We start from the raw sequence: 25,503 nt of genomic DNA on the forward strand, positions 1-25,503 counted from the left end.
TCAGCGGCCTCAGCGGCCTCAGCGGCCTCAGCGGCCTCCAGCCACCTTCAGCGGCCTCCAGCCACCTTCAGCGGCCTCCAGCCACCTTCAGCGGCCTCCAGCCACCTTCAGCGGCCTCCAGCGACCCTCACCGACGACGATCCTTCGTGACGACGCTCAGCGATGGGAGCCTCCTCGATGACGCAGCAGTCCGAGTCGACCACCTCAGCGACCCCTCCCACGACGACCCCCGAGGACACCGGCGGTCCGGCGTCCATGGCACCGTCCAGGTCGGTCTTCGCCCGCCCCCTGGCACCCCCGCCGCTCACCGAGCCCCGCCCGCTCGACGAGCGGCGCCGCTGGCCCCGGTCCTTCGCCGACCGGCTGACCACGCCCCTGCCCGGCCTGAAGGCCTTCGCCCGGTTCGCCCGCGAGGGCTCGGTCCGGCCGGGGGCCGACGGGCTCGCCGACATCCCGCGACTGCCGTACGAGCCCGGCCCGTTGCCCCGGGTGGGCACGCGGACCGTCGCCGTCTCCTGGGCGGGGCACGCGAGTTGGGTGGTGCGCATCGGCGGGCTCACCGTCCTCACCGACCCCGTCTGGTCCCGCCGGATCCTCGGCACCCCGGCCCGGATCACCCCCGTGGGCCTCGCCTGGGAGGCCCTGCCCCGCGTGGACGCGGTCGTCATCAGCCACAACCACTACGACCACCTCGACGCACCCACCCTGGCGAGACTCCCGCGCGACACCCCGGTCCTCGTGCCCGCCGGACTCGGCCGCTGGTTCCGGCGGCGGGGGTTCGGCCGGGTCACCGAGCTGGACTGGTGGGAGGCCGCCGAACTCGACGGCGTCCGCTTCGACTTCGTACCGGCCCACCACTGGTCCAAGCGCACCCTCACCGACACCTGCCGCTCACTGTGGGGAGGCTGGGTCCTCACGGCACCCGACGGCAAACGCCTCTACTTCGCCGGCGACACCGGCTACGGCCACTGGTTCTCCCTCATCGGCCGCCGCTACCCCGGCATCGACCTCGCCCTCCTGCCCATCGGCGCCTACGACCCCCGCTGGTGGCTCAGCGACGTGCACTGCGACCCGGAGGAAGCGGTCCGCGCCTTCCAGGACCTGGGGGCCCGCCACATGGCCCCCATGCACTGGGCCACGTTCGTCCTCTCGGCGGAACCGGTCCTGGAGCCCCTGACCCGCGTACGGGCGGCATGGAACGCGGCGGGTCTGCCCCGAGAGAACCTGTGGGACCTCCCGGTGGGCGGATCCCGGGTGCTGGACTGATCGACGGAGCGCACCCGTGCCCCAGCAACGGGCGCGGGGAACCGCCCGATCGAGCACGACGGACCCGCGGCCCGCGACGCACCGCGAGCCCCGGGCTCTCAGCGGACCATCCGCCGCCAGACGCTCGGCACCACACTGAGCAGCAGCGTCAACGCGACCGCCGCCAGCACCCCTTGCCACGGCTCCTCGAACAGCGACCCGCCCAGAATGCCGATCAACTGATACGTCACGGCCCACGCGAGGCACGCCGGCAGATTCCCCCGCGCGAACCGCCGCAACGGCATCTTCGCCAGCAGACAGGCCAGCATCACCGGGAGACGTCCGGCCGGCATCAGCCGGGACAGCACCAGCACGGCCACCCCGTGGTCGTCGAGCTTCGCCTGGGCCTGGGCCAGCCGGTCCTCCGGCGCCCGCCGCCGGATCGCCTCCAGCCAGCGCGAGCCGTTCTTGGAGCCCATCCCGCGCCGTCCCAGCCAGTACAGCGCGATGTCGCCGAGGAACGCGGCGACCGACGCCACCACGAACACCAGCAGCAGCGCGAGCGGCGCCGTCTGATGGAACGCCACCACGGCCGCCGAACTGACCAGCGCCCCGGTCGGCACCACCGGCACCAGCGCCCCGATCAGCACCAGCAGGAACAGCGTCGGATAGCCGATCGCCTGCTGGGTCGACGCGTACGGCACGGGAGTGCTCGCGGCGGTCAGGACGATCACCGGGCGTCCTCCGTGGCCTCTGTCGGTCCTCGTCTCATCACGCCACCCCCGGTCTTACGCTGCCCCCGTGCTCCAGCCGGTGCACGGCCACGTCGGGGGCGTGCACGGCGGCGAGGCGTACGAACTCCTCGCCGGGGGAGTGGAATTCATGGGGGCGCACAGCGTCCATGCCGATCGGCCAGTACGTGCCGTAGTGCACCGGCACCGCGCTCCGGGGCGCGAGCAGCGCAAGCGCCTCCGCCGCGCGCCCCGCGTCCAGGTGGCCCTCGCCGAGGTACGGCCCCCAGCCGCCGACCGGCAGCAGCGCCACGTCGACCGGCCCGACCTCCTTGGCCATCGTCTCGAACAGCCCGGTGTCCCCGGCGAAATACGTCCGCGCGTCGCCCTCGATGACGAAGCCGAGCGCGGGCGAGCGATGCGGCCCGATCGGCAGCCGCCGCCCGTCGTGCCGGGCGGACACGGCACGTACGACCAGGTCACCGACCCTGACCTCGTCCCCGGGTACCGCTTCGGAGAGCTGTAGATGCGCCAGCCTGCGCAGCCCGGGGACCTGGCGCGCGGCGCCCTTCGGCACCACCAGCCGCGTACCCGGGGCGAGGCGGGCCAGCGAGGGAACGTGCAGATGGTCGGCGTGCAGATGCGACACCAGCGCGACGTCCGCGACCGCCGCCTCCGGCGGGGGCGGCGCACCCCGGCGCCTTCTCAGATGTGCGAGCCGGCGCGCGAACAGGGGGTCGGTCAGCACCCTCGTACCCGAATCCTCCACGGTGCAGGTCGCATGACCCCACCAGGTGATCTCCACCGGCACTCCGTTCGCCTCCTTCGCGCTACTCCCCCGAGCCTACGGGCTGGAGTAGGGTCTGCGGCCTGGGTCTGAGGGGGACACCGTGGGAGACAAGGGAGACACCAGTGGCGCCTCCGGTACGGCGTGCCGGGATGCCGCTCGTGGGTGTGGTGGGGCGGCGGGACGGGCGGCCGTGGTGCGGGTGGCGGCCATAGCGAGCCTGACGCCGTTGGAGGAGCTGGAGGCGGATCCGTTCCTGGTCGACTCCCGCAGCCAGCACGCCATGTGCGCCCGCTGGGCCGCCGAGCGCGGCTATGTGGTGACGCGCGAGCTGCTCGTACGCGGTCTGCGCCCCGACCACGGCGCCCTGTGGGCCGACGTCGACGCCGGCCTCGTCGACCTCTTCGTCGCCCCCAGCCGCCGCGTCCTCGAACGCGCCCTCGCCTCCGTCGACGACTTCACCGCCGAGTGCGCCAGACGCGGTATCCGCGTCGAGACCGTCGGCCGCGCCGAACCCGCCTACGACGCCCAGATGAAGGCCCACGTCCACCGCCGCCTGTCGATGCCGACGGCGGGCTACGACGGCCGCTGAGCGGTGACGGCCGCGCCATTGCGGGCGCCGGATCACCTGATGAGGGGCGCGGGGGAACCGCGCGGCCGGCCACGACGAACCCGCGGTCCGCGACGACCCGCAAGCCCCGAGCCGTCCCCGGACCGTGCCACGCCCCTGCCCCCCGTGCCACCCCGAATGCCGCCCCGGCGCCCCCACCCCTTATGACAGGCTGGGCCCACGACAGGACGTGAGGTGGCCGAACGTGGGCGGTGGTCGTTGGCGAAGGGTACTGAGCGGGGTCTGGCGGATGTTCGCCGTCTGGGCGGTGTCCACGCTGACGATGCTGGTGCTCGCGGGCGCGCTGCCCGACTTCCGGCTGCAGTCGGAGACCGGCGAGAGCGCCACGCAGATCGCCGTCACCGCGGCCTTCGGCGCCGGCGCGTTCGGTCTGCTGTCCTCGCTCGTGTGGCCGCTGCTGGTGCGGGCGCTGCTGCTCGTCCCGGCGCTCGTCCTCGGCCTGCTCGTCTTCTTCCTCAACGGCTCGCTCCTCCTCCTCGCCCTGCGGATCAGCCCCTCCGGACAGGGTGAGGCCGCGCCCGAGACCGCCGTGGTGGTCGCCGCGGTGATGTCCGCCGTCGCCTCCGCCACCGGTGGCGCCCTCGCCGTACGCGACGACGACGCGTACCGGCGCCGCCTGTACCGGCTGGCCGACCGCCGCCGCAGGCACGCCGAGGGCCGCCCGGGGCCCGCCGGACCCGGCACCGTCTTCCTCCAGCTCGACGGCGTCGGCCACGACGTCCTGGAGGCGGCGACGGAGAAGGGCCTCATGCCGACCGTGGCCGAGTGGCTCGGCCTTCTGCCACCCCTTCCGCCGGCCGGGACGCCCCGCCCCCGGCCCACCCACCGGCTCACCCCGTGGCACACCGACTGGTCCAGCCAGACCGGCGCCAGCCAGCTCGGCATCCTGCACGGCACCAACCACGACGTGCCGGCCTTCCGCTGGTACGAGAAGGACACCCGGGAGGTGATGGTCTGCAACCGGCCCTCCAGCGCCGCCGAACTCCAGCGCCGGGCCATCGACCGCACCGGCGACGGCGGTCTGCTCACCGTCGACGGCGCCAGCCGCGGCAACCTCTTCAGCGGCGGCGCCGACCAGCTCGCGCTCGTGCTGTCGATCGCGGCCCGCCGGGGCCGGCAGAACCGTTCCCGCGCCGGGTACTTCGCCTATTTCTCGGACCCGGCGAACGCCGTCCGCACCGCCATGTCCTTCGTCGCCGACGTCCTGCGGGAGATCGGCCAGTCCACCCGCGCCCGGTTCGCCCACCAGCGGCCCCGCGTCAAGCGCGGCGGCCTCTACCCGTTCATCCGCGCCTTCGCCACCGTCATCGAGCGCGATGTCGTCGTCTCCGCCGTGATCGGGGACATGTTCGCGGGCCGCGCGGCGATCTACGCCGACCTGGTGGCGTACGACGAGGTCGCCCACCACTCCGGCCCGCACAGCCGTGACGCCGCGAAGATCCTCGAACGCCTCGACCGATCCCTGGCGTTGATCGCCCAGGTCGCCGAACACGCCCCGCGCGCCTACCGGATCGTCCTGCTCTCCGATCACGGCCAGAGCCCCGGCGAGACCTTCCTGGGCCGCTACGGGCTCACCCTCGGCGACCTGGTCCGCGCCGGCTGTGGCCTGCCCGTGCCACGCCGGGCCCAGCGCACCCACAGCGGCGCGGAGGCACGGGCGGCCGTACGGGCCGCGCTGCGCATCCCGGTCGAGGAGGGCGTCGAGGAGTACCGGCCGACGCGCCGCTCCGAGCCGATCGTCCTGGCCTCCGGCAACCTCGGCCTCGTCTCCTTCCCGGACGTCTCCCACCGGATGAGCCGTGAGGAGATCGACGCCCGCCACCCGGCCCTGCTCGCCACCCTCGCCAACCACCCGGGCATCGGTTTCCTCCTCGTCCGCAGCGAGGAGCACGGCGGCGTCGTCCTCGGCGCGCACGGCGCGGAGATCCCGGTCGCCGAACTGAGCGACGAACACCCGGGCCCGCTCGCAGACTTCGGCCCCGGCGCCGCCGACGCCGTACGCCGCACGCACGGCTTCCCGCACACCGCCGACATCATGGTCAACTCCTGGTACGACCCCGCCGACGGCGAGGTCCTCGCCTTCGAGGAACAGATCGGCTCCCACGGCGGCCTCGGCGGCTGCCAGTCCCGCCCCTTCCTCATGTCGCCGCTGGCCCTGTCCGAGCCGGCGGAGGAGGACGAGGAACTGGTCGGCGCGGAGAAGATCCACCAGGTCCTGAGGCGATGGCTGCGCGAGTCGAACGGCCCCCAGGTACCGCTGGCGCACGACAGGGCGCCCCACAGGGGCGCGGGGAACCGCGCGACAAGCCACGACGGATCCGCGCCCGCCAAAGAACAGAACCCGGCAGACGCGTAGGCGCCCGGCCCGCAGAAAACCGGCTGCGGCGAGCGCGGCGCCCGGCCCGCAGAAAACCGGCTGCGGCGAGCGCGGCGACCGGCCCACACTGTTCGCATCGGACGCCGCACACCCGCGCGCCCCTTTCGCACACCCATGGAGCCCCCGCCTTGCAGGCCGCCGTGACCGTCACACCCTCCCGTATCCCCGAGCTGCTCCTGGGCCTCGCCACCGTGCGCCCCGTCTTCGTCTGGGGTGCCCCCGGCATCGGCAAGTCCTCCCTGGTCAGGGCCTTCGCCGAGTCGCTGGGCCTGGAGTGCGTGAGCCTCCTCGGCACGCAGCTCGCGCCGGAGGACCTGATGGGCGTACCGCAGATCCGCGACGGGCGCTCGGTGTTCTGTCCGCCGGAGGCGATCGCCCGCGACGAGCCGTACTGCCTGTTCCTGGACGAGCTGAACGCGGCCACCCCGGACGTGCAGAAGGCCTTCTACTCGCTGATCCTGGACCGCCGTATCGGCAACTACGAGCTGCCGAAGGGGTCGATCGTCATCGGCGCCGGCAACCGCGCCACCGACAACGCCCTCGCCCGCCCCATCGCCTCCGCCCTGGTCAACCGCCTCACCCACGTCCACCTCCAGGCGTCGGCGAAGGACTGGCTCGGGTGGGCGGAGGGCAGCGGCATCCACCCCTGGGTCCTGGACCACCTCACCGACCGCCCGGACCACCTGTGGTCCAAGCCGCCGAAGAGCGAGGAGCCGTTCTCCACGCCCCGCTCCTGGCACATGCTCTCCGACGCGCTGCACTCCTTCGGGCGCGACCTCGACGAGGAGACCCTGAAGGTCCTCGCGCACGGCACGCTCACGCCCGCGCACGCGGTCGCCTTCTGCGGTTACGTCAAGATCGTGCGCAGCCGGTTCGGCATCGAGGCGATCCTCAAGGGCGAGGCCGGCTGGCCCCACCGACTGGAGGACCGCGACCTGCTCTACTACCTCGCCGACTCCTTCCGCGGCCGGCTGATCAAGGAGTTGCCCGCGAGCAAGCAGCACATGTCGGCGAACGGGCGGCAGACCGCGTACCGCGCCAAGTCCCTGCTCGTGCAGCTCGCCGAGATCTCCGTCGAGGTCGCCCAGACCGTCATCGCCGCCGGTACCGACGGCAACCCCGTGCTGCCCGCCTGGTTCCTCGTCGAGGCGGCCCGGGACATGCCCCGGCTGGTGGAGGCGCGCCGGTGAGCGCGGCCGGCGGCAAGGGGCAGCACAAGCGGAAGACGCAACGGGATTTCGCCGACGAGGCGTTCGAGGCCGGACTGACGACGGTGCGGGCCAACTCCGCGCTGTACGCGGTCCGTTTCGACACCTGCCGCAAGGAGAAGTGCGCTCTCGCGCCCCGCGACGGCCTCGTCCGCGTCGACTCCGAGGGCGTGCTGCACGCGCACCCCGACCGGCTCGCCGCACCCGACGCCTGGGCCTGGGCCATCGCCCACGCCGCCCTCCACCTCGGCTTCGGGCACGTCCCGGCGGCCCAGGGGGAACGTGCGCAGCCCGACCGGTTCGACCTCGCCGCCCGCTGCGTGGCCGTCAACCGCTTCCTGCTCACGTTCCCCGTCGGCCTCACCCCCGAGAACCTGCCCGCCGGCTATCCGGACGGCGACGAGACACGACTCGCCGCCCGCTGGCGCCGCGACGGGCTCCCGGCGGCGTACGGGCACTGCGGCACGGCCGGTGGCGAACCCGACCAGCTCCTCCTGACCCGGCCCAAGTGGCAGGGACAGCCCCCGGACTGGCAGCTCGCCTTCGCGCACGCCCTCACCAGCACCATGTCCGCCGCGATGGACATGGCCGGCGGCCGCCGCGAGTCCCTCTACGACGAGCCGACCCGCAAGCGGCCCTGGGAGAAGGCGCTGAGCTGGTTCATCTCCTCCTACCCGCTGCTCGGCGGCATCGCGGCCGGCATCCGGATCGTCGCCGACGTCGAACTCGCCCACGCCCACGGCATCTCCGTCGCGGCCGTCGACGCGGAGGCCGGCGAGATCTACATCAACCCGCTCCGGCAGTTCGAGGACGAGGAATGGCGGTTCATCCTCGCCCACGAGATGCTGCACGCCGCCCTGCGCCACGGCGACCGCTGCGGCACCCGCGACCCGTATCTGTTCAACGTCGCCGCCGACTACGTCATCAACGACTGGCTGCGCGAGATGCAGGTCGGCACCATGCCCGACGGACTGCTGTACGACTCCGCGCTGGCCGGACTGTCGGCCGAGGAGGTGTACGACCGGATCGTCGGCGACCCGCGCCGGACGCGCCGGCTGTCCACCCTGCGCGGCAAGGGCGCCGGTGACATCCTCGGCGGCCCGCTCGGCGCGCCCCGCGACTACGTGGACCTCGACGAGTTCTACCGCCGGGGCCTCGCCCGGGGGTTCGATCTGCACGAGCGGCAGGAGCGCGGTTTCCTGCCCGCGGGGCTGGTCGAGGAGATCCGTGCCCTCAGTCACCCACCGCTGCCCTGGGACGCCCGACTGGCCCGCTGGTTCGACGAGTTCGTTCCCACACCGCAGGCCGTACGGACCTATGCGCGTTCCTCGCGCCGTCAGTCGGCCACTCCCGACATTCCGCGCGCCGGACGGTACTTCCCGCCCGAGGAGGTCGCCCGCTGCACCTTCGGAGTCGTCCTCGACACCTCCGGCTCCATGGAGCGGACGCTGCTCGGCAAGGCGCTGGGCGCGATCGCCTCGTACGCCGAGGCCCGTGACGTACCGGCCGCCCGGGTCGTGTTCTGCGACGCCGCCCCGCACGACGCGGGCTTTCTCCCGGTGACCGAGATCGCCGGGCGCGTCCGCGTCCACGGGCGCGGCGGCACGGTGCTGCAGCCGGGCATCGACCTGCTGCACCGGGCCGACGACTTCCCGCCGGGCGCGCCGGTCCTCGTGATCACGGACGGCTGGTGCGACGTGCTGCGCGTGCGGCGTGAGCACGCGTATCTGATTCCACAAGGCGCTCGTCTGCCGTTCACCGCGCGAGGGCCGGTGTTCAGGGTGAGATGAGGCTCGGACCGCCCGGAGTGTGATCGGATGGGGGCAGGCAACCCGGAACCAGGAAACGGCAACCGGGAACCACATGCGAAAGGAATGACCGTGGCTACCACGCGCTCCGCACACACCGTCTGGGAAGGCAACCTGCTCGAGGGCAACGGTGTCGTCACCTTCGACTCCTCCGGTGCCATCGCCGAGCAGCCCGTGACGTGGGCTTCCCGCGCCCAGGACGCGAACGGCAAGACCAGCCCCGAGGAGCTGATCGCGGCCGCCCACTCCAGCTGCTTCTCCATGGCCTTCTCCCACGCCCTCGCCGGTGCCGGGACCCCGCCCACCAAGCTCCTCACCTCCGCCGACGTGACCTTCCAGCCGGGCGAGGGCATCACGGGCATCCACATCACCGTGGAGGGCACCGTGCCCGGCCTCGACGAGGAGGGCTTCGTGGCCGCCGCCGAGGACGCCAAGGTGAACTGCCCCGTCAGCCAGGCTCTCAAGGCCGTACCGATCACCCTCTCCGCCAAGCTGGCCTGACCGACTGCTTCGCACGCCCCATTGACAAGAGCCCACTCAAGTTTTGTGCTGGTGGTGGGGACACTTGGCGGAACCTTGCGGAATCCTGCTGGAAGGGGACGGCGATGGGGCGTGCGGTCGGGGTCGATCTCGGTACGACGAACCCGCACGTCTCGGCGAAGGACCTCGCCACCGGCCGCGAGCAGAAGATGACGGTGACGGGTGGCTCCGTCCTCCCCGAGGACGACATCGACCGCATGATGCGGGAGGCCGAGCAGTACGCCGACGACGACCGCCGGTGCCGCGAGGCCGCCGAGACGCGCAACCACGCCGAGTAACTCGTCCACCGGACGGAGAAGTTCCTCCGCGACAACACCGAGCGCGTCCCCGCCGACAGCCGAGCCGAGGTCGAGTCCTGAAACGCCTCCTGGAAACCGTTCCTAGAGACTGAGCGGGAGTGAGTCCTGTTGCCAGAACTCATGCTCGGCCGAACGCCCCGGACGGTGTTGGGCGTTCTGGTTGCCCGCGTTCTCTCCGCGTCCGGGCGGCACGGATCGTGTCCGTGGTCCGGGAATGCGGCGGCGGGGTTCCTCACGCCCAGGAACAGAACGCTCCTGAACGCACTCCAGCGGCAGCAGCTCCAAACCCCCGAGGACACCGCCGCCCTCCGCGCCGCCACCGAGCACCTGGCAACCGTCAGCCAGCGCATGGGCCAGGCCATGTACGCGGCGGCCGCGGCCTCCGGCGGCCCGGCGGACGAGCCGCCGCCCGGCCCGGCCGACGAGCCGCCGTCCGGCCCCGCCGAGGAGGAGGGCGTCGTCGACGCGGAGATCGTGGACGACGAGAAGGGGCCGAAGGGGGGAGCGGCGTAGGCCGGGGCCGGACCGTACCCGGCGAGCGGCCGGGGTCAGTACCTCTCGCGGTAGTGCCGCAGGATCTCTCTCGTGTGCTCGGCGGAAGCCGCGTGGGCGGCCATGTGGTCGAGGACTTCGAGGTGGAGGGCCACCTCGGTGCGGGAGTCGAGGTAGAGGGCGCCGGTGAGGTACTCGGTGTACACCATGTCGGGGAGTTCGGGTTCGGCGAAGCGGAAGAGGGAGAAGGGGGCGTAGGTGCCCGGGTGGGGCCCGCTGGCGAACTCGCACACCTGAAGGATGACGTGGTCCTTCTCGGTGATCTCCAGCAGCCGGTCGATCTGGTCCCGCATCACCTGGGAGCGGATGCTCACCGGACGCATGAGGGCCGTCTCGTCCATGATCACCCACAGGTGCGGCGGCTTCTCCTGGGTGAGGAGCTTCTGCCGGGCCATCCGCAGCGACACATGGCGTTCGATCGTCTCGGGACCGGTCTGGCCGACGGTCCCGGCCTCCATCACGGCCCGCGCGTACTCCTCGGTCTGCAGCATTCCCGGCACGAAGTGCGGCTCGTACTGCCGGATCAGATGCGCCGCGCCCTCCAGGCTGACGTACACGCTGAACCAGTCGGGCAGCACATCGTGGAACCGCTGCCACCAACCCGGCTTGTTCGCCTCCTCGGCCAGCGTCACGAACGCGGCGACCTCGGGCTCGGCGACGCCGTACGTCGTCAGCAGGACCTGGACGTACGGGATCTTGAGCGCCACATCGGCCGTCTCCATGCGCCGCACGGTCGCCGGAGCGACCCGGAGGACCTGCGCCGCCTCCTCGCGCCTGAGCCCGGAGGCCTCCCGCAGTTCCTGGAGCCGTCTTCCGAGCACCACCTGACCCACGGTGGGCGCGGGCCGCCGCTCACTCACGCCACGCCTCCCCACGCGCCGAGATGTGCGAACAGTCTGTCATGCTCCGGTGACATCTCACAGGGCCGGCCGGAACCCGACCTCACAAGGTACGGGGAGCCATGACCTCGGAGGTAATCGACGGCGGTACACCCCGCGCGACAGGGTGGTGTCACGGAACCCGACCACCATGTCGACGGAGAGTGATGTGCCCATGTCCGTACCCGTCCCCACGACCCGGCTCGCCGTGCTCGCCCGGACCACCGACCCCCGGACCATGCTGCGCCGCTTCCTGGCAGGCGACGCGGTGGTGACCGGGGCGAACGGGCTCGCCTACCTCCTCGCGGCCGGACCTCTCGGCCGGTTCCTCGGCGTCGACTCCGGACTGCTCGTCGCCCTGGGCGCGTTTCTCGCGGTGTACGCGGCGGGCGTCGCCCTGGTGGCCTCGCGCGAGCGTCCGCCCGCGCCGGCCGTACGGGCCGTGATCGAGGCGAACCTCGCGTGGACGGTCCTCAGCCTCGTCGCCCTGGTGCTGTGGCTGACGCCGAGCACGGCGGGCGCGGTGTGGACGCTGCTCCAGGCGCTGACCGTGGCCGGGTTCGCGGCGGCGCAGTACACCGCCCTCCGCGCGGCCGGGAACCGGACATCAGTTGAGTGAGCGTCAGAACATCAGCGCGTGAAGGTACTTGACCGTCGCCGGGTCGGCCGGGAGGAACGTCTCGATGGCCAGCTCGGCCACGGTCACGTCCATGGGGGTGTTGAACGTGGAGACCGAGGAGATGAAGGACAGCACCCGGCCCTCGTGCTCGATCCGCATCGGCAGCGCGAAGTAGGCGCGCGCCTCGGCCCCGGGCCCCTCGCCGGGCTCGTCGTCGGTCGTGCCCGACGGCAGCGGGTACGCCGCCACCTCCTCGTACAGCGCGCGCAGCGGCGCCGAGCGGCGCAGCGCGATCTGGCGTTCCATCTGCTCCAGCAGATGCCCGCGCCAGGCCCGCAGGTTCCGGATGCGTGGCGCCAGGCCCTCGGGGTGCAGCGTCAGCCGCATCGCGTTGAGCGGCGGCACGAGGAGCGACTCGGGAACGCCGTCCAGCAGCATCGTGATACCCCGGTTGGCGGCCATCACGTCGTACATCGCGTTCATCACCAGCGCCGGATACGGCTCGTAGCCCTCGATCAGCCGTTCCACGCCCTCGCGCAGGGCGTCCATCGACGGGTCGTCCAGTGGGGTCTCCGGGTAGTGCGGGGCGTAACCGGCCGCGAGGAGCAGCGCGTTGCGCTCCCGCACGGGTACCTCCAGGTGCTCGGCGAGCCGTAGCACCATCTCCTCGCTCGGGCGGGAGCGGCCCGTCTCGACGAAGCTGATGTGGCGCGCCGAGGAACCGGCGCGCAGCGCCAACTCCAGCTGACTGACCCGCCGTTGCTCCCGCCAGGCCCGCAGCAGCGGGCCCGCGCCCCGGTCGGAAGGGGTGGGGGGACGGCCCGGGGAACCGGTCGGGACAATGGTCATGCGAAAAACGTAACCGAGGCGATCGAGGAGTGGCTCGTGTACAACCCGTGGAACCCGTCCTGGGAGGCGACCGCCGTCTACCGGGCACGGGTACGAGGGTGCCTGCTCGGCGGCGCCGTCGGGGACGCGCTCGGCTATCCGGTCGAGTTCTCCTCGCTGGCGCAGATCCGCTCCACGTACGGAGACCGCGGCGTGACCGGTCTCGTACCGGACGGCGACGGGGTCGTGGGCCGGGTCAGCGACGACACACAGATGACCCTCTTCACCGTCGAGGGCCTCCACCAGGCCCACGAGCACGAGCGGCTCAAGGGCGTCGACGGTGTCTGGTCCGAGCTGGTCCGGGGCGCCTACGGCCGCTGGCTCGACACCCAGCGGCAGCCCGGCCCCGACCCGCGCGCCGTCTCCGGCCTCGCCGCCCGGCCGTGGCTGTACGCCCGCCGCGCCCCGGGCAACGCCTGTCTGTCCGGCCTCGCCAAGCCGTACCGATCCGAACCCGCCGTCCCGCCGGGACGGCCCGGGCCCATCAACCCGGACTCCAAGGGCTGCGGCACGGTCATGCGCTCGGCCCCCTTCGGGCTGGCCCGCGTCCCGGCCGAGACCGCGTTCGAGCGGGCCGTGCAGAGCGCCCGGATGACGCACGGCCACCCCACCGGCTACTACGCGGCCGGTGCCCTCGCCGCGATCGTCGCGCACCTGATGGCCGACGAGTCCCTGGAAGGCGCCGTGCTCCGCGCGCTGCGGCTGCTCGCCCGCCACCCCGGCCACGAGGAGACCACCGCGGCCCTGACCCGCGCCCTCGACCTGGCCGCCGAGGGCGCCCCGACCGCCGAGAAGGTCGAGTCCCTCGGCGCCGGCTGGGTCGCCGAGGAGGCCCTCGCCATGGGCCTGTACTGCGCCCTCGCCGCGCACAGTGTCACCGAGGCCCTGCTCCTGGCCGTCAACCACTCCGGCGACAGCGACTCCACCGGCTCCCTCTGCGGCAACCTCCTCGGCGCCCACTACGGCGACCACGGGCTGCCCCAGGAGTGGGTGGCGGCGACGGAGGGCCGTGCCGAGATCACCGTCCTCGCGGACGACTTCGCGGCGGAGTGCGTACGGATCTGATGCGGCCGAACGTCGTTCGCGCGGCCGGATGCGTACGCCCCGGGCCGTCGGCCGGGCGTCTGACCAGGGACTCGGCGGCCCGCTTGTGGCACGCTGAGAGGGACCGCACGTCACGACGGAGGGGACGTTTCGGAAGGAGTGGGCCATGCCCGTCGAACCCTTGTCGCAGAAGGAGATCGAGGACCGGCTGACGGAGCTTCCCGGCTGGTCGCTGGACGGAGGGCGGATCGCCCGCTCCTACCGGCTGGGCTCGCACTTCGCGGCGACCGCGTTGGTCGTGCACATCGCACAGACACAGGAGGAACTCGGCCACCACTCCGACCTCACCCTCGGTTACCACACGGTGTCGCTGACCATCAGCACGCACAGCGCGGGCGGCGCCGTCACCGAGAAGGACTTCGAGCTGGCCCGCAGGGTGGAGGCGCTCGCGCCCGGCCACGGGGCGAGCTGAGGCGGGTGTTGGACTACGACAAGGAGGCCGGCGACTACGACGCCCTGCGCGGCGGCGAACCCCGCGCCGAGGCCGCCGCCCGCGCCGTACTGGGCCTCGTCCCCGAGGGCACCCGCCGACTGCTCGACATCGCCTGCGGCACCGGGATCGTGACCCGGCGGTTCGCGGCGGCGCGGGACGGGATGCGGGTCACGGGCGTCGACCTCACGTACGCGATGGCGAGCCGGGCCGCCGCCCGGCTGCCCGGCTCCGTCGTGATCGGTGACGGCCGCCGACTCCCGTTCCGCGACGGGCAGTTCGACGCCGTCACCAGCGTGTGGCTGCTGCATCTGCTGCGCGGCCCCGACGACGTACGGGCCGTGGTCGGCGAGTGCGCCCGGGTGCTGCGGCCCGGTGGCGTCTACGTCACCACCGTCGACAAGGGGGCCTCCCACAACGTCGGCAGCGACATCGACGCCGTCCTCGCCCGGCGCCCCCGGGCACCGGCCACGGACCCCTCGGCGGCCGTCGAGAAGTACGCCGACGAACACGGACTGCGCACCGCCGGACAGGCCCGCTTTCCAGGACGCGGGCAGGGCCGCAGCCCCCGCCGGACCCTCGCCGACCTGCGCCGCGGCTGGTTCGTCACCCTGCCGCCCGGCGACCCGCTCGCCGATGACTTCGCGGTACGGCTCGCCGCCCTGCCCGACCAGGACCGGGCGCGCCCGGACCCGGAGTTCACGCTGCGGGCGTTCCGCAAGGCATGAGGGCGGTCGGCCGGTCAGGACACCGTCGTCCGCCTGAACTCCCTGACCCAGCTGGTCAGCCGACTCGCCCCGCCGTTGCCGTACCGGTGGCTCCGGCCTTACCGGTGGTCCCGGCCTTACCGGTGGTCCCGGCCTTACCGGTGGTCCCGGCGGGCAGGGAATCGGCCAAGTAGGCGTCGAGGTCGGGGTATTGGGGCGTGAGGACGTGGCGCACCCAGGCGTCGCGCTCGTGCTGGATCGGGGGGAGTTCCCAGACGCATCCGATCCATGGCCGGTCGGTGGCGACGAAGTGTGTGGGGTCGGTGTCCGGGCAGCCGAGCACCGGCTGGCCCGCCGCCGCGCCGGCGAAGTGGAGGACGTTGTCCCACACCCAGCTGTAGACGTTCAGGTAGGCGCCGTCGCCGCCGCCCCGGTGCAGTACGACGAAGGTCGCGGGCGGTGTCGTCGAGTCCGGCTCCGGCAGCAGTTCCGGGAGGATCGCGTACGCCGCCTCCGCGACCTCGGGCGCGATGCCGGCCGGGTCCGCGGTGACGTGGTAGCGCTTGATCCGACGGCCGGCCACCTCGACGGGCGGCGGCACGGTCAGCAGTTTCTCGGTGAAGGGCATGGCGGCACGTTAGGGCCGCTTCCCTGCCATCCTGTGTCAGTGAAGGCCGGCCGACTCGTCTCGATCCTCCTGCTGCTCCAGACCCGGGGCCGGATGACCGCCGCCCAGCTCGCCGAGGAGCTGGAGGTGTCGGTACGTACGGTCTACCGGGACGTGGAGGCGCTGGGCGCGGCCGGCGTCCCGCTGTACGGCGACGCTGGCCACGCCGGGGGCTATCGCCTCCTCGACGGCTACCGCACTCGCCTCACCGGTCTGACGAGAAACGAGGCCGAGGCCCTGTTCCTGGCCGGCGCCCCCGGCCCGGCCGCCGAACTGGGTCTCGGCGCGGTGCTGGCCGCCGCCCGGCTGAAGGTCCGCGCCGCCCTGCCCGTCGAGCTGCGGGCGCACGCGGACCGGGTCGCAGGCCGCTTCCACCTGGACGCCCCCGGCTGGTACGCGGAGGGCGACGACACCCCGTTCCTGCCCGCGGTCGCCGACGCGGTCTGGAACGGACGGGTCCTGTACGTCCTCTACCGCCGCTGGGCGGAGCCCACCGACGTACGCAGCCGCCTCGAACCGTACGGCCTCGTCCTCAAGGCGGGCCGCTGGTACGTCGTCGCGGGCCCGGGGCCCCGCACCTTCCGGGTCGACCAGATCCTCGAACTCACCTCCCCCGACGAGGAGTTCACCCGCCCGGACGACTTCGACCTGGCCGCGTACTGGACGGCGTACCAGCGTGACTTCCATGCCCGGTTGCACCGGGGCGAGGCAGTGGTCCGGCTGGCGCCGGGCGTGACCCTCTCCGGGGCCGTACGGGTCGACGGGGGTACCGGGGGCGACGGGCGTGCGGGAGACGATGGGCGTGCGGGGGACGGCGGGTGGACCACGGTCCGCGTGCCCATCGAGTCGGTCGAGCGCGCGCACGGCGAGTTCCTGCGTCTGGGCGGGGACATCGAGGTGCTGGAACCGGCCGAACTGCGCGGAAGAATCGCCCGGACCGTGGCCGAACTGGCCGAAAGATACGGCAACGTGGCCGGGAACGGCGGCGACTGAGAGTGCGGAACCCGTCCGTCCTTTCTGGAGGTTCGTCACGTGCAGCACCCGCACAGGCACCACAGACGCCGAGCCCTGCGCTCGCTGGTGACGGCGGCGCTCGTCGCCGCCGGACTCACCACGTTCACCGGCACGCCCGCCGAGGCCGCCACCGCCCGCCAGGTCGAGGCCCTCGACCGGGGCGTGGTCAGCGTGCACGTCGACAGCGGCAACCTGGTCAGCTGGCGCTGGCTGGGCACCGACCCCAACGACGTGTCCTTCAACGTCTACCGGGCCGGAACGAAGGTCAACTCGGCTCCGGTCACCGGCTCGACGAACTACTTCCACTCCGGCGCCCCCGCCCAGGCCGACTACACGGTCCGCGCCATCGTGAACGGGGTGGAGCAGAGCGACTCGGTGCACGCGGTCCAACTCCGCACCGGCTACAAGGACGTCCCGATCAGCGCGCCCGCCGGCGGCACCACCCCGGACGGCGTCGCGTACACCTACGAGGCCAACGACGCCTCCGTCGGCGACCTCGACGGCGACGGCGCCCTGGAGTTCGTCCTGAAGTGGCAGCCGACGAACGCCAAGGACAACTCCCAGTCCGGCTACACCGGCAACACGATCATCGACGGCATCAAGCTCGACGGCACCCGGTTGTGGCGTATCGACCTGGGCCGCAACATCCGTTCGGGCGCGCACTACACGCAGTTCCAGGTGTACGACTACGACGGCGACGGCAGGGCCGAGATCGCCGCCAAGACGGCGGACGGCACGGTCGACGGCACCGGAGCGGTCATCGGCAGTTCCTCCGCCGACCACCGCAACTCCAGCGGCTACATCCTGTCGGGCCCCGAGTACCTGACCATGTTCAACGGCCAGACCGGCAGGGCGATGCAGAGCGTGGACTACGTCCCGGCCCGCGGCACGGTCTCGTCCTGGGGCGACTCGTACGGCAACCGCGTGGACCGCTTCCTCGCCGGGACGGCGTATCTGGACGGTGCCAGGCCTTCGCTCATCATGGCGCGCGGCTACTACACCCGTTCGGTGATCGCCGCCTGGGACTGGCGGGGCGGCTCCTTCACCCGCCGCTGGACCTTCGACACCAGCTCCTCCACCAACTCCGGCCGGGGCTACGACGGCCAGGGTTCGCACAGTCTCTCCGTCGGTGACGTCGACAACGACGGCAAGGACGAGATCGTGTACGGCGCGATGGCCGTGGACGACAACGGCAACGGTCTGTGGACCACCAGGACGGGCCACGGCGACGCCCAGCACCTCGGCGACCTCGACGCGTCCACCTCCGGCCTGGAGTACTTCAAGGTCTCCGAGTCCACCTCCCAGCCCGCCGAGCTGTACATCAACCCCGCGAGCGGCGCGGTCCGCTGGCAGCTCGCCGCCTGCTGCGACAACGGCCGGGGAGTCGCCGGGGACGTCTACGCGGGCAACGACGGGCCCGAGATGTGGTCCGCCTCCGACTCGTCCATCCGTGACGAGGCCGGCGCGACGAAGGGCCGCGAGCCCTCGTCCGTCAACTTCCTCTCCTGGTGGGACGGCGACCCGGTCCGCGAACTCCTCGACGGCACCCGGATCGACAAGTACGGCACCTCCTCCGACACCCGTCTGCTGACCGGCTCCGGGGTCGCCTCCAACAACGGCACCAAGGCCACCCCCGCGCTCTCCGGCGACATCCTCGGCGACTGGCGTGAGGAGGTCGTCTGGCGCACCAGCGGCAACACGGCCCTGCGGATCTACTCGACCCCGATCGAGACGAGCACGAAGATCACGACCCTGCTCCACGACCCGATGTACCGCACGGGTCTGGCCTGGCAGAACACCGCCTACAACCAGCCTCCGCACACCAGCTTCTTCATCGGCCACAACATGCCGACGGCGCCCCGGCCGACGGTGTACACGCCGTAGGAACCGGTCCGTGGGCGGGCAGGGCTCGGCGCGCCCGGCCCGCCCACGGTCTCCGGTGGGACGGTGAGGTCCTCAGCCCAGCGTCAGCGACGCCTGTACGGGCAGATGGTCGCTGGGGAACTGGCCGTTCGACGCGTAGGTGTTGATGGCCGCCCGGTGCGCCGTGACGCCCGGCGTGGTCAGGATCCAGTCGATGCGGTCGCCGCCCGGGGTCAGCGGGCGGTAGCCGTGGAACGTCGCGTAGAGGTCGCCGCGCTCGGCCGCCGTGTCCCAGCTGTCGACGAGCCCGGCGCCCAGCATCGTGTCGTAGACCGTGTTCCTGTGGGCCGCGACGTTGAAGTCGCCGGTGACGACGAGGGGGAGCGACGGGTCGAATCCGGCGATGCGCCGGGCGATCAGGGCCGCGGCGCGATCGCGGGCGTACTGGCTGGCGTTGTCGAGGTGGGTGTTGAGGACGTAGAACTGTCTGCCGCCGTCCTGCAGATCGCGGAAGCGGACCCAGGTGACCATACGGATGGAGCCGCCGCCCCAGGTGTTCGACGCGGGCACCTCCGGAGTGTCGGAGAGCCAGAAGTGCTGGTGCTCGACGGGCGCGAGCCGGCGGGTGTCGTAGAAGACGGCCATGAACTCGTCGCGGTTGCCGCCCGCGCGACCGGTGCCGATCCAGCGGTAGTGCGGTCCGAGGTCGGTCTCGATGTCGAGCAGCTGCTGGTGGAGGCCTTCCTGGGTGCCGATGACGTGGGGTGCCTCCTGCCGCAGGAGTGCCCGCATCACGGGCCTGCGCACGGCCCAGCTGTTGGGCCGGGTGGTGTTCGCGTACCGCAGATTGAACGACATGGTGTCGAGACGGGGGGCGATGGCGGGTTCCTCCTCCGCGGCGACGGCTGGTTCGGCGGACAGCCCGGCGTGGGACAGGGGCAGCAGCACCGCCGCGGCGAGTGCGGTCTGCAGGCTGAGGCGACGCGTGACTCGTCTGTGGTTCGGCACTGAGGCTCCTTCTGCGGCGGCTTCCGGGCGAGTCGTGCGCACATCAGTGTGGAACGGCTTTCCATGTTAGGCATGAACATGTCGATATATCGAGGTGTACACGGCTCGAAGAGAGCGCGGATACCCGAGCGTTCGAAGAGGGCGCGCGCCGACCCGGGCGCGCGCCCTCTGCCCGTCCCGCTCGGGTGTCAGGTCACCGTGCAGGACTGGTCACCGAGTGTGAACGCGGTCGGTCTGCCGTTCGTCCCCGACCGGCTTCCGGTGAAACCGAAGCTCACCGACGAACCGGCCGCCACCGTGCCGTTCCAGCTGATGTTCCTGGCCGTGACCGCCGAACCCGACTGTGTGTGGGCGGCGTTCCAGATCTGGGAGACGCTCTGGCCGTTGGGGAAGGTCCAGCCGAGAGACCAGGAGGTCCACGCGCTCGTGCCCGTGTTCGACAGCTGCACGTCCGCCTGGAAGCCCCCCGACCACTCGTTGGTGACCTTGTACGTCACCGCGCAGGCTCCCGTCGGCTCGGGGTCCGGATCCGTACCGCCGCCCCCGCCGCCCGTGTCCGAGGAGTCGCCGTAGACGACGCCGCGCCCGTTGGTCGCGACGTAGACCCGCCCGTACACCCTCGGGTCACCCGTGATCGCCGCACCCGTCCAACCCCACTGATGGGCGTCGTCGTTGATCCGGGTCCAGGTCGCGCCCTTGTCGGTCGAGCGGAAGATGCCGCGGACACCGCCGATTTCGGCACTGGTGTAGAGCGTCTGGTACGAGGCTCCCGTGGCCGCCTTGCCGAAGCCGATCGTGTCGGCCTGCTCGACGCCCGAGAGCTTGCTCCAGGTGGCGCCGCCGTCCGTCGAGTGCCACAGGCCGTACGCCCCGTCCGTCGCCCCGCCCGCCAGCCACACATCGCCCTTCACCCCGGGCAGCGCCTTGAAGCGCACGCTGTCGCCGCTCGGCAGGCCGGTCGCGTTCGACGCGGTGAAGGTGGCGCCGCCGTCCGTACTGACGTAGAACTTCCCGGACTTGAAGCCGTAGAACGTCTTCGGGTCCACCCGGTCGGACTCCACGGTCGCGCCGGCCGGGATGCCGCTCGACGCCGACCACGCGTTGCCGAAGCCCGTCGCGTACTGCACGCCCGTGCCCGTCGGGCTCCACACGAACCGGCTGCCGTCCGAGGCCGCCGCGACCGTGCCGCCGCCGCTCACGCCCGACGGGTCGGTGCCCGCGAACCAGTTGGCGCCGTTGTCCGTGGAGAACGCGATGTGCGGACCGGAGTCCAGATTGCCCACGCGCACCACCGTGTTGGGGGTGGACTCGGCGAAGTCCAGGCTGGTCGTCGTCGTGAAGTTCGGCTGCGTGAACATCATCGACGGGACCTTCGTCAGATCCGTGTGCCGGAATCCGCCGATGTCACCGAGCGCGCTGAGCAGCGGGGCACCGGACGGCGGCGAGGCCAGGTCGTTGACGGCCGTCTCCTCCAGGCCCTGCACCATCGGTTTGATGGCGAACTGGCCGCCGCTGTCCCAGTTCCCCAGGTTCTCCGTACCGTAGATCGTCGCTCCCGTCCCGTACATCATCCGGTCGGAGTTGAACGGATCGATCTCCAGCGCCTCGGTCATCCAGCCGAGTTTGGGGGTCTGCTCCGGCGGCGACGGGTTGGCGCCCCAGGTCAGCCAGGGGGAGGACGAGACGTCCATGGTGTAGCGGTTCGAACGGTTCGGGTACGACGTGTAGTCCCAGGCCCGGGTCCAGGTCGCGCCGCTGTCCGTCGAGCGGAAGATCTGGGTGTCGGGCCACCAGGCGCTGTACGCCGTCGCCATGACCGTGCCCGGATCCTGCCGGTCGACGGTCAGCCCGCTGAAGCCGTAGTACGTGTCGGCCTCCGCCACCGGGCTGATGTCCGTCCAGGTGCCCGTCGCGGTCGCGTACCGCCACAGCCGGCCCTTGCCGCCGTCGTACGGCCCGCCCTTGTCGCTGTACGACAGATACAGATGGCCGTTCGTCGCGTCGAGGACGCCCTTGTGGGCCAGATATCCGGTCGGCTGCCCGGCCACCCGCGACCAGGTCGCCCCCGCGTCCGTCGAGCGGTAGACGGCGTTGTCCTTGTCGGCGACCCCGACGTAGATGGTCCTGGTCGCGTTCCCGGACGTACCGGTGGTCTCGTCGAAGGTGACCCACACGATGCCCTGGTTGTCGCTGGAGTACCCGCTGGTGTCGGACGGGTCGGCCACGTAGTTGCCGACGTTCGGGAAGTTCGTCACCTGCGACCAGGTGGCCCCCGAGTCCGTCGACCGCCACAGCCCCTTGCCGCTCGGCGCGCCCAGATACAGCACGCTGTTCCGGTTCGGGTCCACGGCCAGCCGCTCGCCCATGCCCCGCCCCGGCATGTTCCCGCCCAGCTTGAACGGCAGGTCGGCCTTCTGCCAGCTCGCGCCCCGGTCGGACGACCGCAGGATCGCCCCGTTCCCCGGGTCCCAGCTGTTCGTGTACGTACCGGCCGCCACGTACACCTTGTTCGGATCGACCGAGTCGGAGGCGAGGCTCACGACACCCGTGTGCCCCCAGTCGTCCCAGCCGACCGAGTCGAGCAACGGCGTCCACGTCTTCGACGACTCCACCCAGCGATAGGCACCGCCGATGTCCGTACGGGCGTACGCCAGGTTCCGCTCCTTACGGTTGAAGACGATGCCGGGCACGAAGCCGCCGCCGTCGATCCGGGCGTTCTTCCAGGTGTAGGTGTCGGCGGCGATGGACACCGACGTGTCATTCTTTCCGGCCTTCTCGGCGGCGATCACGGGTGGGGATCCGGCGAGCAGGCCGGCCGCGAGAGCCAGGACGGTGGTGAGGATGCGGGTTCTTCGCACCGTGGGGGTCCTCTCCTGACGAGTGGGGGGAAGTTCTCAGAAAAGGGCACAGCACCCCGCGCCCCGAAGGGGCGCGGGGCTGTGCTCGATTTGCGGCTACCGCCGCGTGGGCGCGACCAGCCACAGACGGCCGTCGGCCGTCAGCCGTCGTGCGACCTCGGCGGCTCTATTCCAGGAGCTCCGCGTACGAACCCATGGCCAAGGCGATGTCCGCCTGAGCCCAGAACCGGTGATACGTGAACGACGGCGCGGCGCCACCGGCCAGGTACGCCTCGATCTTCGACCAGGCCGGATCGTCCTCGTAGAACGACCGGATGGAGTCGAACGTCGACGACGAGTTGATGGCGTCGCCGTTCGGCATCGTCCCGGTCCATCCACTCGGCACGTACACCCGGTCGTCGAACCGGTTGTAGTCGGCCCGGGTCTCCGCGACGGCGATCCCGAGCCCGTCCTGGTGGTGGTCCCACATGCCGTCGAGCAGTGCCTTCGCGACCCGGGCCGCGTCGGCGTCACCGGAGCGGTCGGCGTAGTACGTCAGCGTCTTGGCGTACGCGGCGGCCACCCCCACGTCGTCGGTGTAGTCGGCGACGGTGACATGAAGTCCCGCGTTGGCACCGGGACTTGACGCGCTCCAGGTGTCGGGCGCACCGGACCACTGCAGCGTGGACGGGATCCGGTACGTGCCGTCCGGGTTGATCGTCGTCTTGGAGAGCGCCCAGTCGACCCACTTGTCGAGGACGGTCTTCGCGCCGGCGTTCCCCGTCTGCTGGTAGTACTCGGCGACCCGCTCCATGGACCACGCCTGGAAGCCGAACCACTGGTTGGACGGCGGGTCGTGGTACACCGGCTTCTCGTCGTAGAACATGCCGTAGAAGGTCGGCGTCCCGGCCGGGGGAGTGGCGTACCGACCCGCCCAGCTGTTGGTGGCGCCGCCCGCGATGCCGCCCTCGTCGGACTGCAGCCAGCGGTAGAACTCGATCTGCCGGTCGAGGGACTTGGCCCAGTCCGCCTGCCCGGTCGTCGACTTGGGCTTCAGCGGGGCGTAGTTGGCGAGGGCGTGGGCGGCCAGCGGGTTCTGGTAGCCGCCGTGCGTGTGGCTGGAGCCGATCCGCCAGGCCCAGCCGGCCGCCGTGTCGGTGGCGCCGCCCCACGCGTAGTACCAGGACATCAGGTAGTGGGAGGCGTCCTTGCCGGTGCCGGCCGGGCAGGACGTGGCGCCCACACAGTTCCCGATCTTCTTGAAGTACTTGTCGTACATCGCGTAGCGCAGATAGTCGCCCATCTTCGCGGCCTTGCCGATGGTCGCGGAGACGTCGGCGCCCTTGCCCTGCTCCTTGGCCCAGATGTCCGCCCAGTACGCGGCCTGTACGGCACGCGCGTCGGCGTCCGGGGCGTTGGTGAACTTCCACTGCTTCGAGTACGACGCGTCACCGGTGAACAGGTCCAGGTACCCGTTCGTGCCGCCGTACTTGAACTGGTCGCAGGTGGGCTGCGGGACGGTCTCCCACACGGACTCCTGCGGCCCGCGCTGGAAGGTGTTGATGTACGACGGGCCGGTGTCCGTCGGCCCCGCCTCGCACTTGCCGGGCGAGTTGCCGTAGCCGTAGACGTTGTCGACGTCCTGCAGCCAGTGCATGCCGTACACGTCGTCCGTGCCGTACGCGCTCTTCAGCTCGGCGGCGATGGGGTCCGGGCCGACCGAGACACCGGTGTTGAGCTGCGCCGGATACTCATTGGGGGTGTCGTGCTCGGGTGCGTACGTCGCCGGCTTGGAGGCGTTGTAGAAGGAGTTGGTCGGCTGGTCGGCGTGGGTCGGGATCATGAACTTCTCCATGATGTCCCAGGCCCCGTTGAACTTGGACCAGTCGCCCGTCACCTTGCCGTACATGGCCTGCAGCCACAGGAGGTAGCTGTACGCCTCCGAGGTGGTCTCATGGCCGTGGTCCGGCGCCTCGACGATCAGCGTCTCCACCGAGTGGTACGGGATGCCCTCGGGGGAGAAGTAGCCGTTCGCCGGGTTGGTGATCTTGCCGTAGAGCTCCAGGAAGCGCTCGTCGTACGTGCTCGACGCGGCCAGCTGGGTCACGGTCACCGAGGCCTTGGCGTGGCCGGTGGCCGTCGAGTCGAAGACCGCCGAGCCGGTGCCGGACGCGCCCGCGCCGATGGTCACCTTCTGCGCGGTGTTCCAGTTCGACGACGTGAAGGTCAGCGACGCGCCGCCCGTCACGGAGAGCCCGGTGTTGCCGGACGCCCGCGCGGTCGTCACCGTCACGTTCCCCGACGGCTGTGTCGAAAGTTTCACGTCGTAGGTGCCCGACTGGCCCTGACGCACGCCCAGTTGGGTCGGCGAGACCACCACGGCGGGACCCGAGGCGACCGTGATGCCGACCGGTGTGGAGTTCGCCGACGCGCCCAGGCTGTCGTACGCCTTGGCCACCAGGGAGTGACTGCCCACGGTCAAACCGGTGGCCGAGAAGGTGTACGGCGAGGTCGTGTCCGTGCCCAGCAGCGTGGTGTCGTCGTAGAACTCGACCTTCGTGACCGTCGCGCTGTCCGCCGCGGCGGCGGTGGCCGCCATCGGAACGGCGGTGCCCTGCGAGTACACCGCGCCCGGCGCCGGGCTGGTCAGTACCGTGATCGGCGGCTGGTGCGCGCCCACGCAACTGGTGCCGTTGATCGCGAAGTCGGTCGGCGCGGCGTTCGTGCCGCTGTAGGTGAACTGGGCACCGGTGGTCACCGCGGCCCCGACGGCGATCGTCCCGTTCCAGGACGCGTTCTTCGCCGTCACGGCCTTGCCGGACTGCGACCAGGTGCCGCTCCAGCCGTTGGAGAGCGTCTGGTTGCCCGCGTAGGCGTACGTCAGGGTCCAGCCGTTGATGGCCTCGGTGCCGCGGTTGCTGATCGTGAGCTCGGCGGTGAATCCCGAGCCCCAGTCATTGGTCTTGTAGTCGACGTTACAGGCGACTGCCGCCGCACTGGCGGGAGTCGAACCCGTGCTGAGCATCGTCACGGGGAGGACGAGGGCCGCCACCACGGCGGTCCACAGGCGCCGCGTGGCACGGCGTCTCCTTCTGGGGTGCATGCTCTGGTTCCTTCCGTGCGGCTCTTACGAAGGTGGGGGCGGAGCAGCAACAACAAGCCTTGAACCAGTGGGAGCGCTCCCATATTGAGGAGGGGGCCGCAGAGGGTCAAGGTGTTTGAAGAGTCGAAATGATTCGATCAGGGAGAAAAGATTCGTCGAACGCAATAACGCAACACCTCTGTTTTTTACCGTCACTTGGCGCTACCT

At 71.5% G+C, this 25,503-nt stretch carries 20 protein-coding genes and 3 pseudogenes; 14 read left to right on the plus strand and 9 right to left on the minus strand.

What is annotated here, in order from left to right; genetic code table 11:
- Positions 1–177: 177 nt before the first annotated feature.
- Positions 178–1,266, plus strand: a complete 1,089-nt coding sequence (locus OG272_RS40375; RefSeq protein ID WP_327726950.1) for an MBL fold metallo-hydrolase — start codon at positions 178–180, stop codon at positions 1,264–1,266.
- A gap of 98 nt (positions 1,267–1,364) precedes the next feature.
- On the opposite strand, the gene OG272_RS40380 is transcribed toward OG272_RS40375, so the two are convergent.
- Together OG272_RS40380 and OG272_RS40385 are read right to left on the minus strand one after the other, a co-directional pair.
- Positions 1,365–1,979 carry a VTT domain-containing protein gene (locus tag OG272_RS40380; RefSeq protein ID WP_327726949.1) on the minus strand — a complete coding sequence of 205 codons (615 nt, stop codon included), beginning with the start codon at positions 1,977–1,979 and terminating at the stop codon, positions 1,365–1,367.
- 37 nt (positions 1,980–2,016) lie between these two features.
- The gene (locus OG272_RS40385) at positions 2,017–2,787 is read right to left on the minus strand and encodes an MBL fold metallo-hydrolase (protein ID WP_326574791.1); all 771 of its coding nucleotides are present in this window, start codon (positions 2,785–2,787) and stop codon (positions 2,017–2,019) included.
- Positions 2,788–2,959: 172 nt separating this feature from the next.
- On the opposite strand from OG272_RS40385, the gene OG272_RS40390 reads away from it, so the two are divergent.
- The 6 genes and pseudogenes from OG272_RS40390 to OG272_RS40415 form a co-directional block, all read left to right on the plus strand.
- The gene (locus tag OG272_RS40390; RefSeq protein WP_326585545.1) at positions 2,960–3,355 is read left to right on the plus strand and encodes a hypothetical protein; all 396 of its coding nucleotides are present in this window, start codon (positions 2,960–2,962) and stop codon (positions 3,353–3,355) included.
- Between the two features lie 268 nt (positions 3,356–3,623).
- Positions 3,624–5,750 (plus strand): phage holin family protein, encoded by a 2,127-nt coding sequence (locus OG272_RS40395; RefSeq protein ID WP_405895688.1) that lies wholly within the window; start codon positions 3,624–3,626, stop codon positions 5,748–5,750.
- A gap of 149 nt (positions 5,751–5,899) precedes the next feature.
- Entirely contained in the window at positions 5,900–6,961 is a 1,062-nt protein-coding gene (locus OG272_RS40400) for a MoxR family ATPase (protein ID WP_326574789.1), read from the plus strand.
- Entirely contained in the window at positions 6,958–8,769 is a 1,812-nt protein-coding gene (locus OG272_RS40405; RefSeq protein ID WP_405895689.1) for a DUF2201 family putative metallopeptidase, read from the plus strand. Before OG272_RS40400 ends, OG272_RS40405 begins: the two co-directional genes overlap by 4 nt.
- Positions 8,770–8,859: 90 nt before the next feature.
- Positions 8,860–9,288, plus strand: a complete 429-nt coding sequence (locus OG272_RS40410; RefSeq protein ID WP_326574785.1) for an OsmC family protein — start codon at positions 8,860–8,862, stop codon at positions 9,286–9,288.
- 146 nt (positions 9,289–9,434) lie between these two features.
- Positions 9,435–9,683, plus strand: a pseudogene (locus OG272_RS40415) (Hsp70 family protein); the annotation flags it as partial.
- A 24-nt stretch (positions 9,684–9,707) separates the two neighbouring features.
- Here the strand turns inward: OG272_RS40415 and OG272_RS40420 are convergent.
- A pseudogene (locus tag OG272_RS40420) lies at positions 9,708–9,872 on the minus strand (IS200/IS605 family accessory protein TnpB-related protein); the annotation flags it as partial.
- Between the two features lie 42 nt (positions 9,873–9,914).
- On the opposite strand from OG272_RS40420, the pseudogene dnaK reads away from it, so the two are divergent.
- Positions 9,915–10,139: pseudogene (gene dnaK / locus OG272_RS40425) on the plus strand (molecular chaperone DnaK); the annotation flags it as partial.
- Between the two features lie 35 nt (positions 10,140–10,174).
- On the opposite strand, the gene OG272_RS40430 reads toward dnaK, so the two are convergent.
- On the minus strand, positions 10,175–11,038 hold the full coding sequence (locus OG272_RS40430) for a helix-turn-helix transcriptional regulator (protein WP_327726947.1): 864 nt from the start codon (positions 11,036–11,038) through the stop codon (positions 10,175–10,177).
- 193 nt (positions 11,039–11,231) lie between these two features.
- On the opposite strand from OG272_RS40430, the gene OG272_RS40435 reads away from it, so the two are divergent.
- Entirely contained in the window at positions 11,232–11,675 is a 444-nt protein-coding gene (locus OG272_RS40435) for a hypothetical protein (protein ID WP_405895690.1), read from the plus strand.
- 3 nt (positions 11,676–11,678) lie between these two features.
- Here OG272_RS40435 and OG272_RS40440 read toward each other — a convergent pair whose 3' ends face one another.
- Entirely contained in the window at positions 11,679–12,524 is an 846-nt protein-coding gene (locus OG272_RS40440) for a helix-turn-helix domain-containing protein (protein WP_405895691.1), read from the minus strand.
- A 36-nt stretch (positions 12,525–12,560) separates the two neighbouring features.
- On the opposite strand from OG272_RS40440, the gene OG272_RS40445 reads away from it, so the two are divergent.
- The 3 genes from OG272_RS40445 (at position 12,561) to OG272_RS40455 (ending at position 14,825) form a co-directional block, all read left to right on the plus strand.
- Positions 12,561–13,628 carry an ADP-ribosylglycohydrolase family protein gene (locus OG272_RS40445; RefSeq protein WP_327726944.1) on the plus strand — a complete coding sequence of 356 codons (1,068 nt, stop codon included), beginning with the start codon at positions 12,561–12,563 and terminating at the stop codon, positions 13,626–13,628.
- Between the two features lie 145 nt (positions 13,629–13,773).
- A complete protein-coding gene (locus OG272_RS40450; protein WP_326574775.1) occupies positions 13,774–14,079 on the plus strand; it encodes a 4a-hydroxytetrahydrobiopterin dehydratase in 306 nt (101 codons plus the stop codon).
- Positions 14,080–14,084: 5 nt separating this feature from the next.
- Positions 14,085–14,825 carry a class I SAM-dependent methyltransferase gene (locus tag OG272_RS40455; RefSeq protein ID WP_327726943.1) on the plus strand — a complete coding sequence of 247 codons (741 nt, stop codon included), beginning with the start codon at positions 14,085–14,087 and terminating at the stop codon, positions 14,823–14,825.
- Positions 14,826–14,880: 55 nt separating this feature from the next.
- Here OG272_RS40455 and OG272_RS40460 read toward each other — a convergent pair whose 3' ends face one another.
- A complete protein-coding gene (locus OG272_RS40460; RefSeq protein ID WP_405895692.1) occupies positions 14,881–15,432 on the minus strand; it encodes a hypothetical protein in 552 nt (183 codons plus the stop codon).
- Between the two features lie 39 nt (positions 15,433–15,471).
- On the opposite strand from OG272_RS40460, the gene OG272_RS40465 reads away from it, so the two are divergent.
- On the plus strand, positions 15,472–16,464 hold the full coding sequence (locus OG272_RS40465) for a helix-turn-helix transcriptional regulator (RefSeq protein WP_405895693.1): 993 nt from the start codon (positions 15,472–15,474) through the stop codon (positions 16,462–16,464).
- Between the two features lie 39 nt (positions 16,465–16,503).
- Entirely contained in the window at positions 16,504–18,369 is a 1,866-nt protein-coding gene (locus tag OG272_RS40470) for a rhamnogalacturonan lyase (RefSeq protein WP_327726939.1), read from the plus strand.
- A 72-nt stretch (positions 18,370–18,441) separates the two neighbouring features.
- On the opposite strand, the gene OG272_RS40475 is transcribed toward OG272_RS40470, so the two are convergent.
- The 3 genes from OG272_RS40475 to OG272_RS40485 form a co-directional block, all read right to left on the minus strand.
- A complete protein-coding gene (locus tag OG272_RS40475; protein ID WP_327726938.1) occupies positions 18,442–19,356 on the minus strand; it encodes an endonuclease/exonuclease/phosphatase family protein in 915 nt (304 codons plus the stop codon).
- Between the two features lie 188 nt (positions 19,357–19,544).
- Complete coding sequence (locus tag OG272_RS40480) at positions 19,545–22,214, minus strand: cellulose binding domain-containing protein (RefSeq protein WP_405895694.1); 2,670 nt, start codon at positions 22,212–22,214, stop codon at positions 19,545–19,547.
- 166 nt (positions 22,215–22,380) lie between these two features.
- Positions 22,381–25,296, minus strand: a complete 2,916-nt coding sequence (locus OG272_RS40485; protein WP_328224357.1) for a glycoside hydrolase family 48 protein — start codon at positions 25,294–25,296, stop codon at positions 22,381–22,383.
- Positions 25,297–25,503 lie beyond the last annotated feature (207 nt).

This window comes from Streptomyces sp. NBC_00104, from assembly GCF_045160825.1.
Classification (GTDB): domain Bacteria; phylum Actinomycetota; class Actinomycetes; order Streptomycetales; family Streptomycetaceae; genus Streptomyces.

Excerpts from the sequence above, each read along its gene's own strand:
- OG272_RS40375 (WP_327726950.1), top strand. The coding sequence starts at position 178 with ATGACGCAGCAGTCCGAGTCGACCACCTCAGCGACCCCTCCCACGACG.
- OG272_RS40395 (WP_405895688.1), top strand. The coding sequence starts at position 3,624 with ATGTTCGCCGTCTGGGCGGTGTCCACGCTGACGATGCTGGTGCTCGCG.
- OG272_RS40435 (WP_405895690.1), top strand. The coding sequence starts at position 11,232 with ATGTCCGTACCCGTCCCCACGACCCGGCTCGCCGTGCTCGCCCGGACC.
- OG272_RS40440 (WP_405895691.1), bottom strand. The coding sequence starts at position 12,524 with ATGACCATTGTCCCGACCGGTTCCCCGGGCCGTCCCCCCACCCCTTCC.
- OG272_RS40450 (WP_326574775.1), top strand. The coding sequence starts at position 13,774 with ATGCCCGTCGAACCCTTGTCGCAGAAGGAGATCGAGGACCGGCTGACG.
- OG272_RS40460 (WP_405895692.1), bottom strand. The coding sequence starts at position 15,432 with ATGCCCTTCACCGAGAAACTGCTGACCGTGCCGCCGCCCGTCGAGGTG.
- OG272_RS40485 (WP_328224357.1), bottom strand. The coding sequence starts at position 25,296 with ATGCACCCCAGAAGGAGACGCCGTGCCACGCGGCGCCTGTGGACCGCC.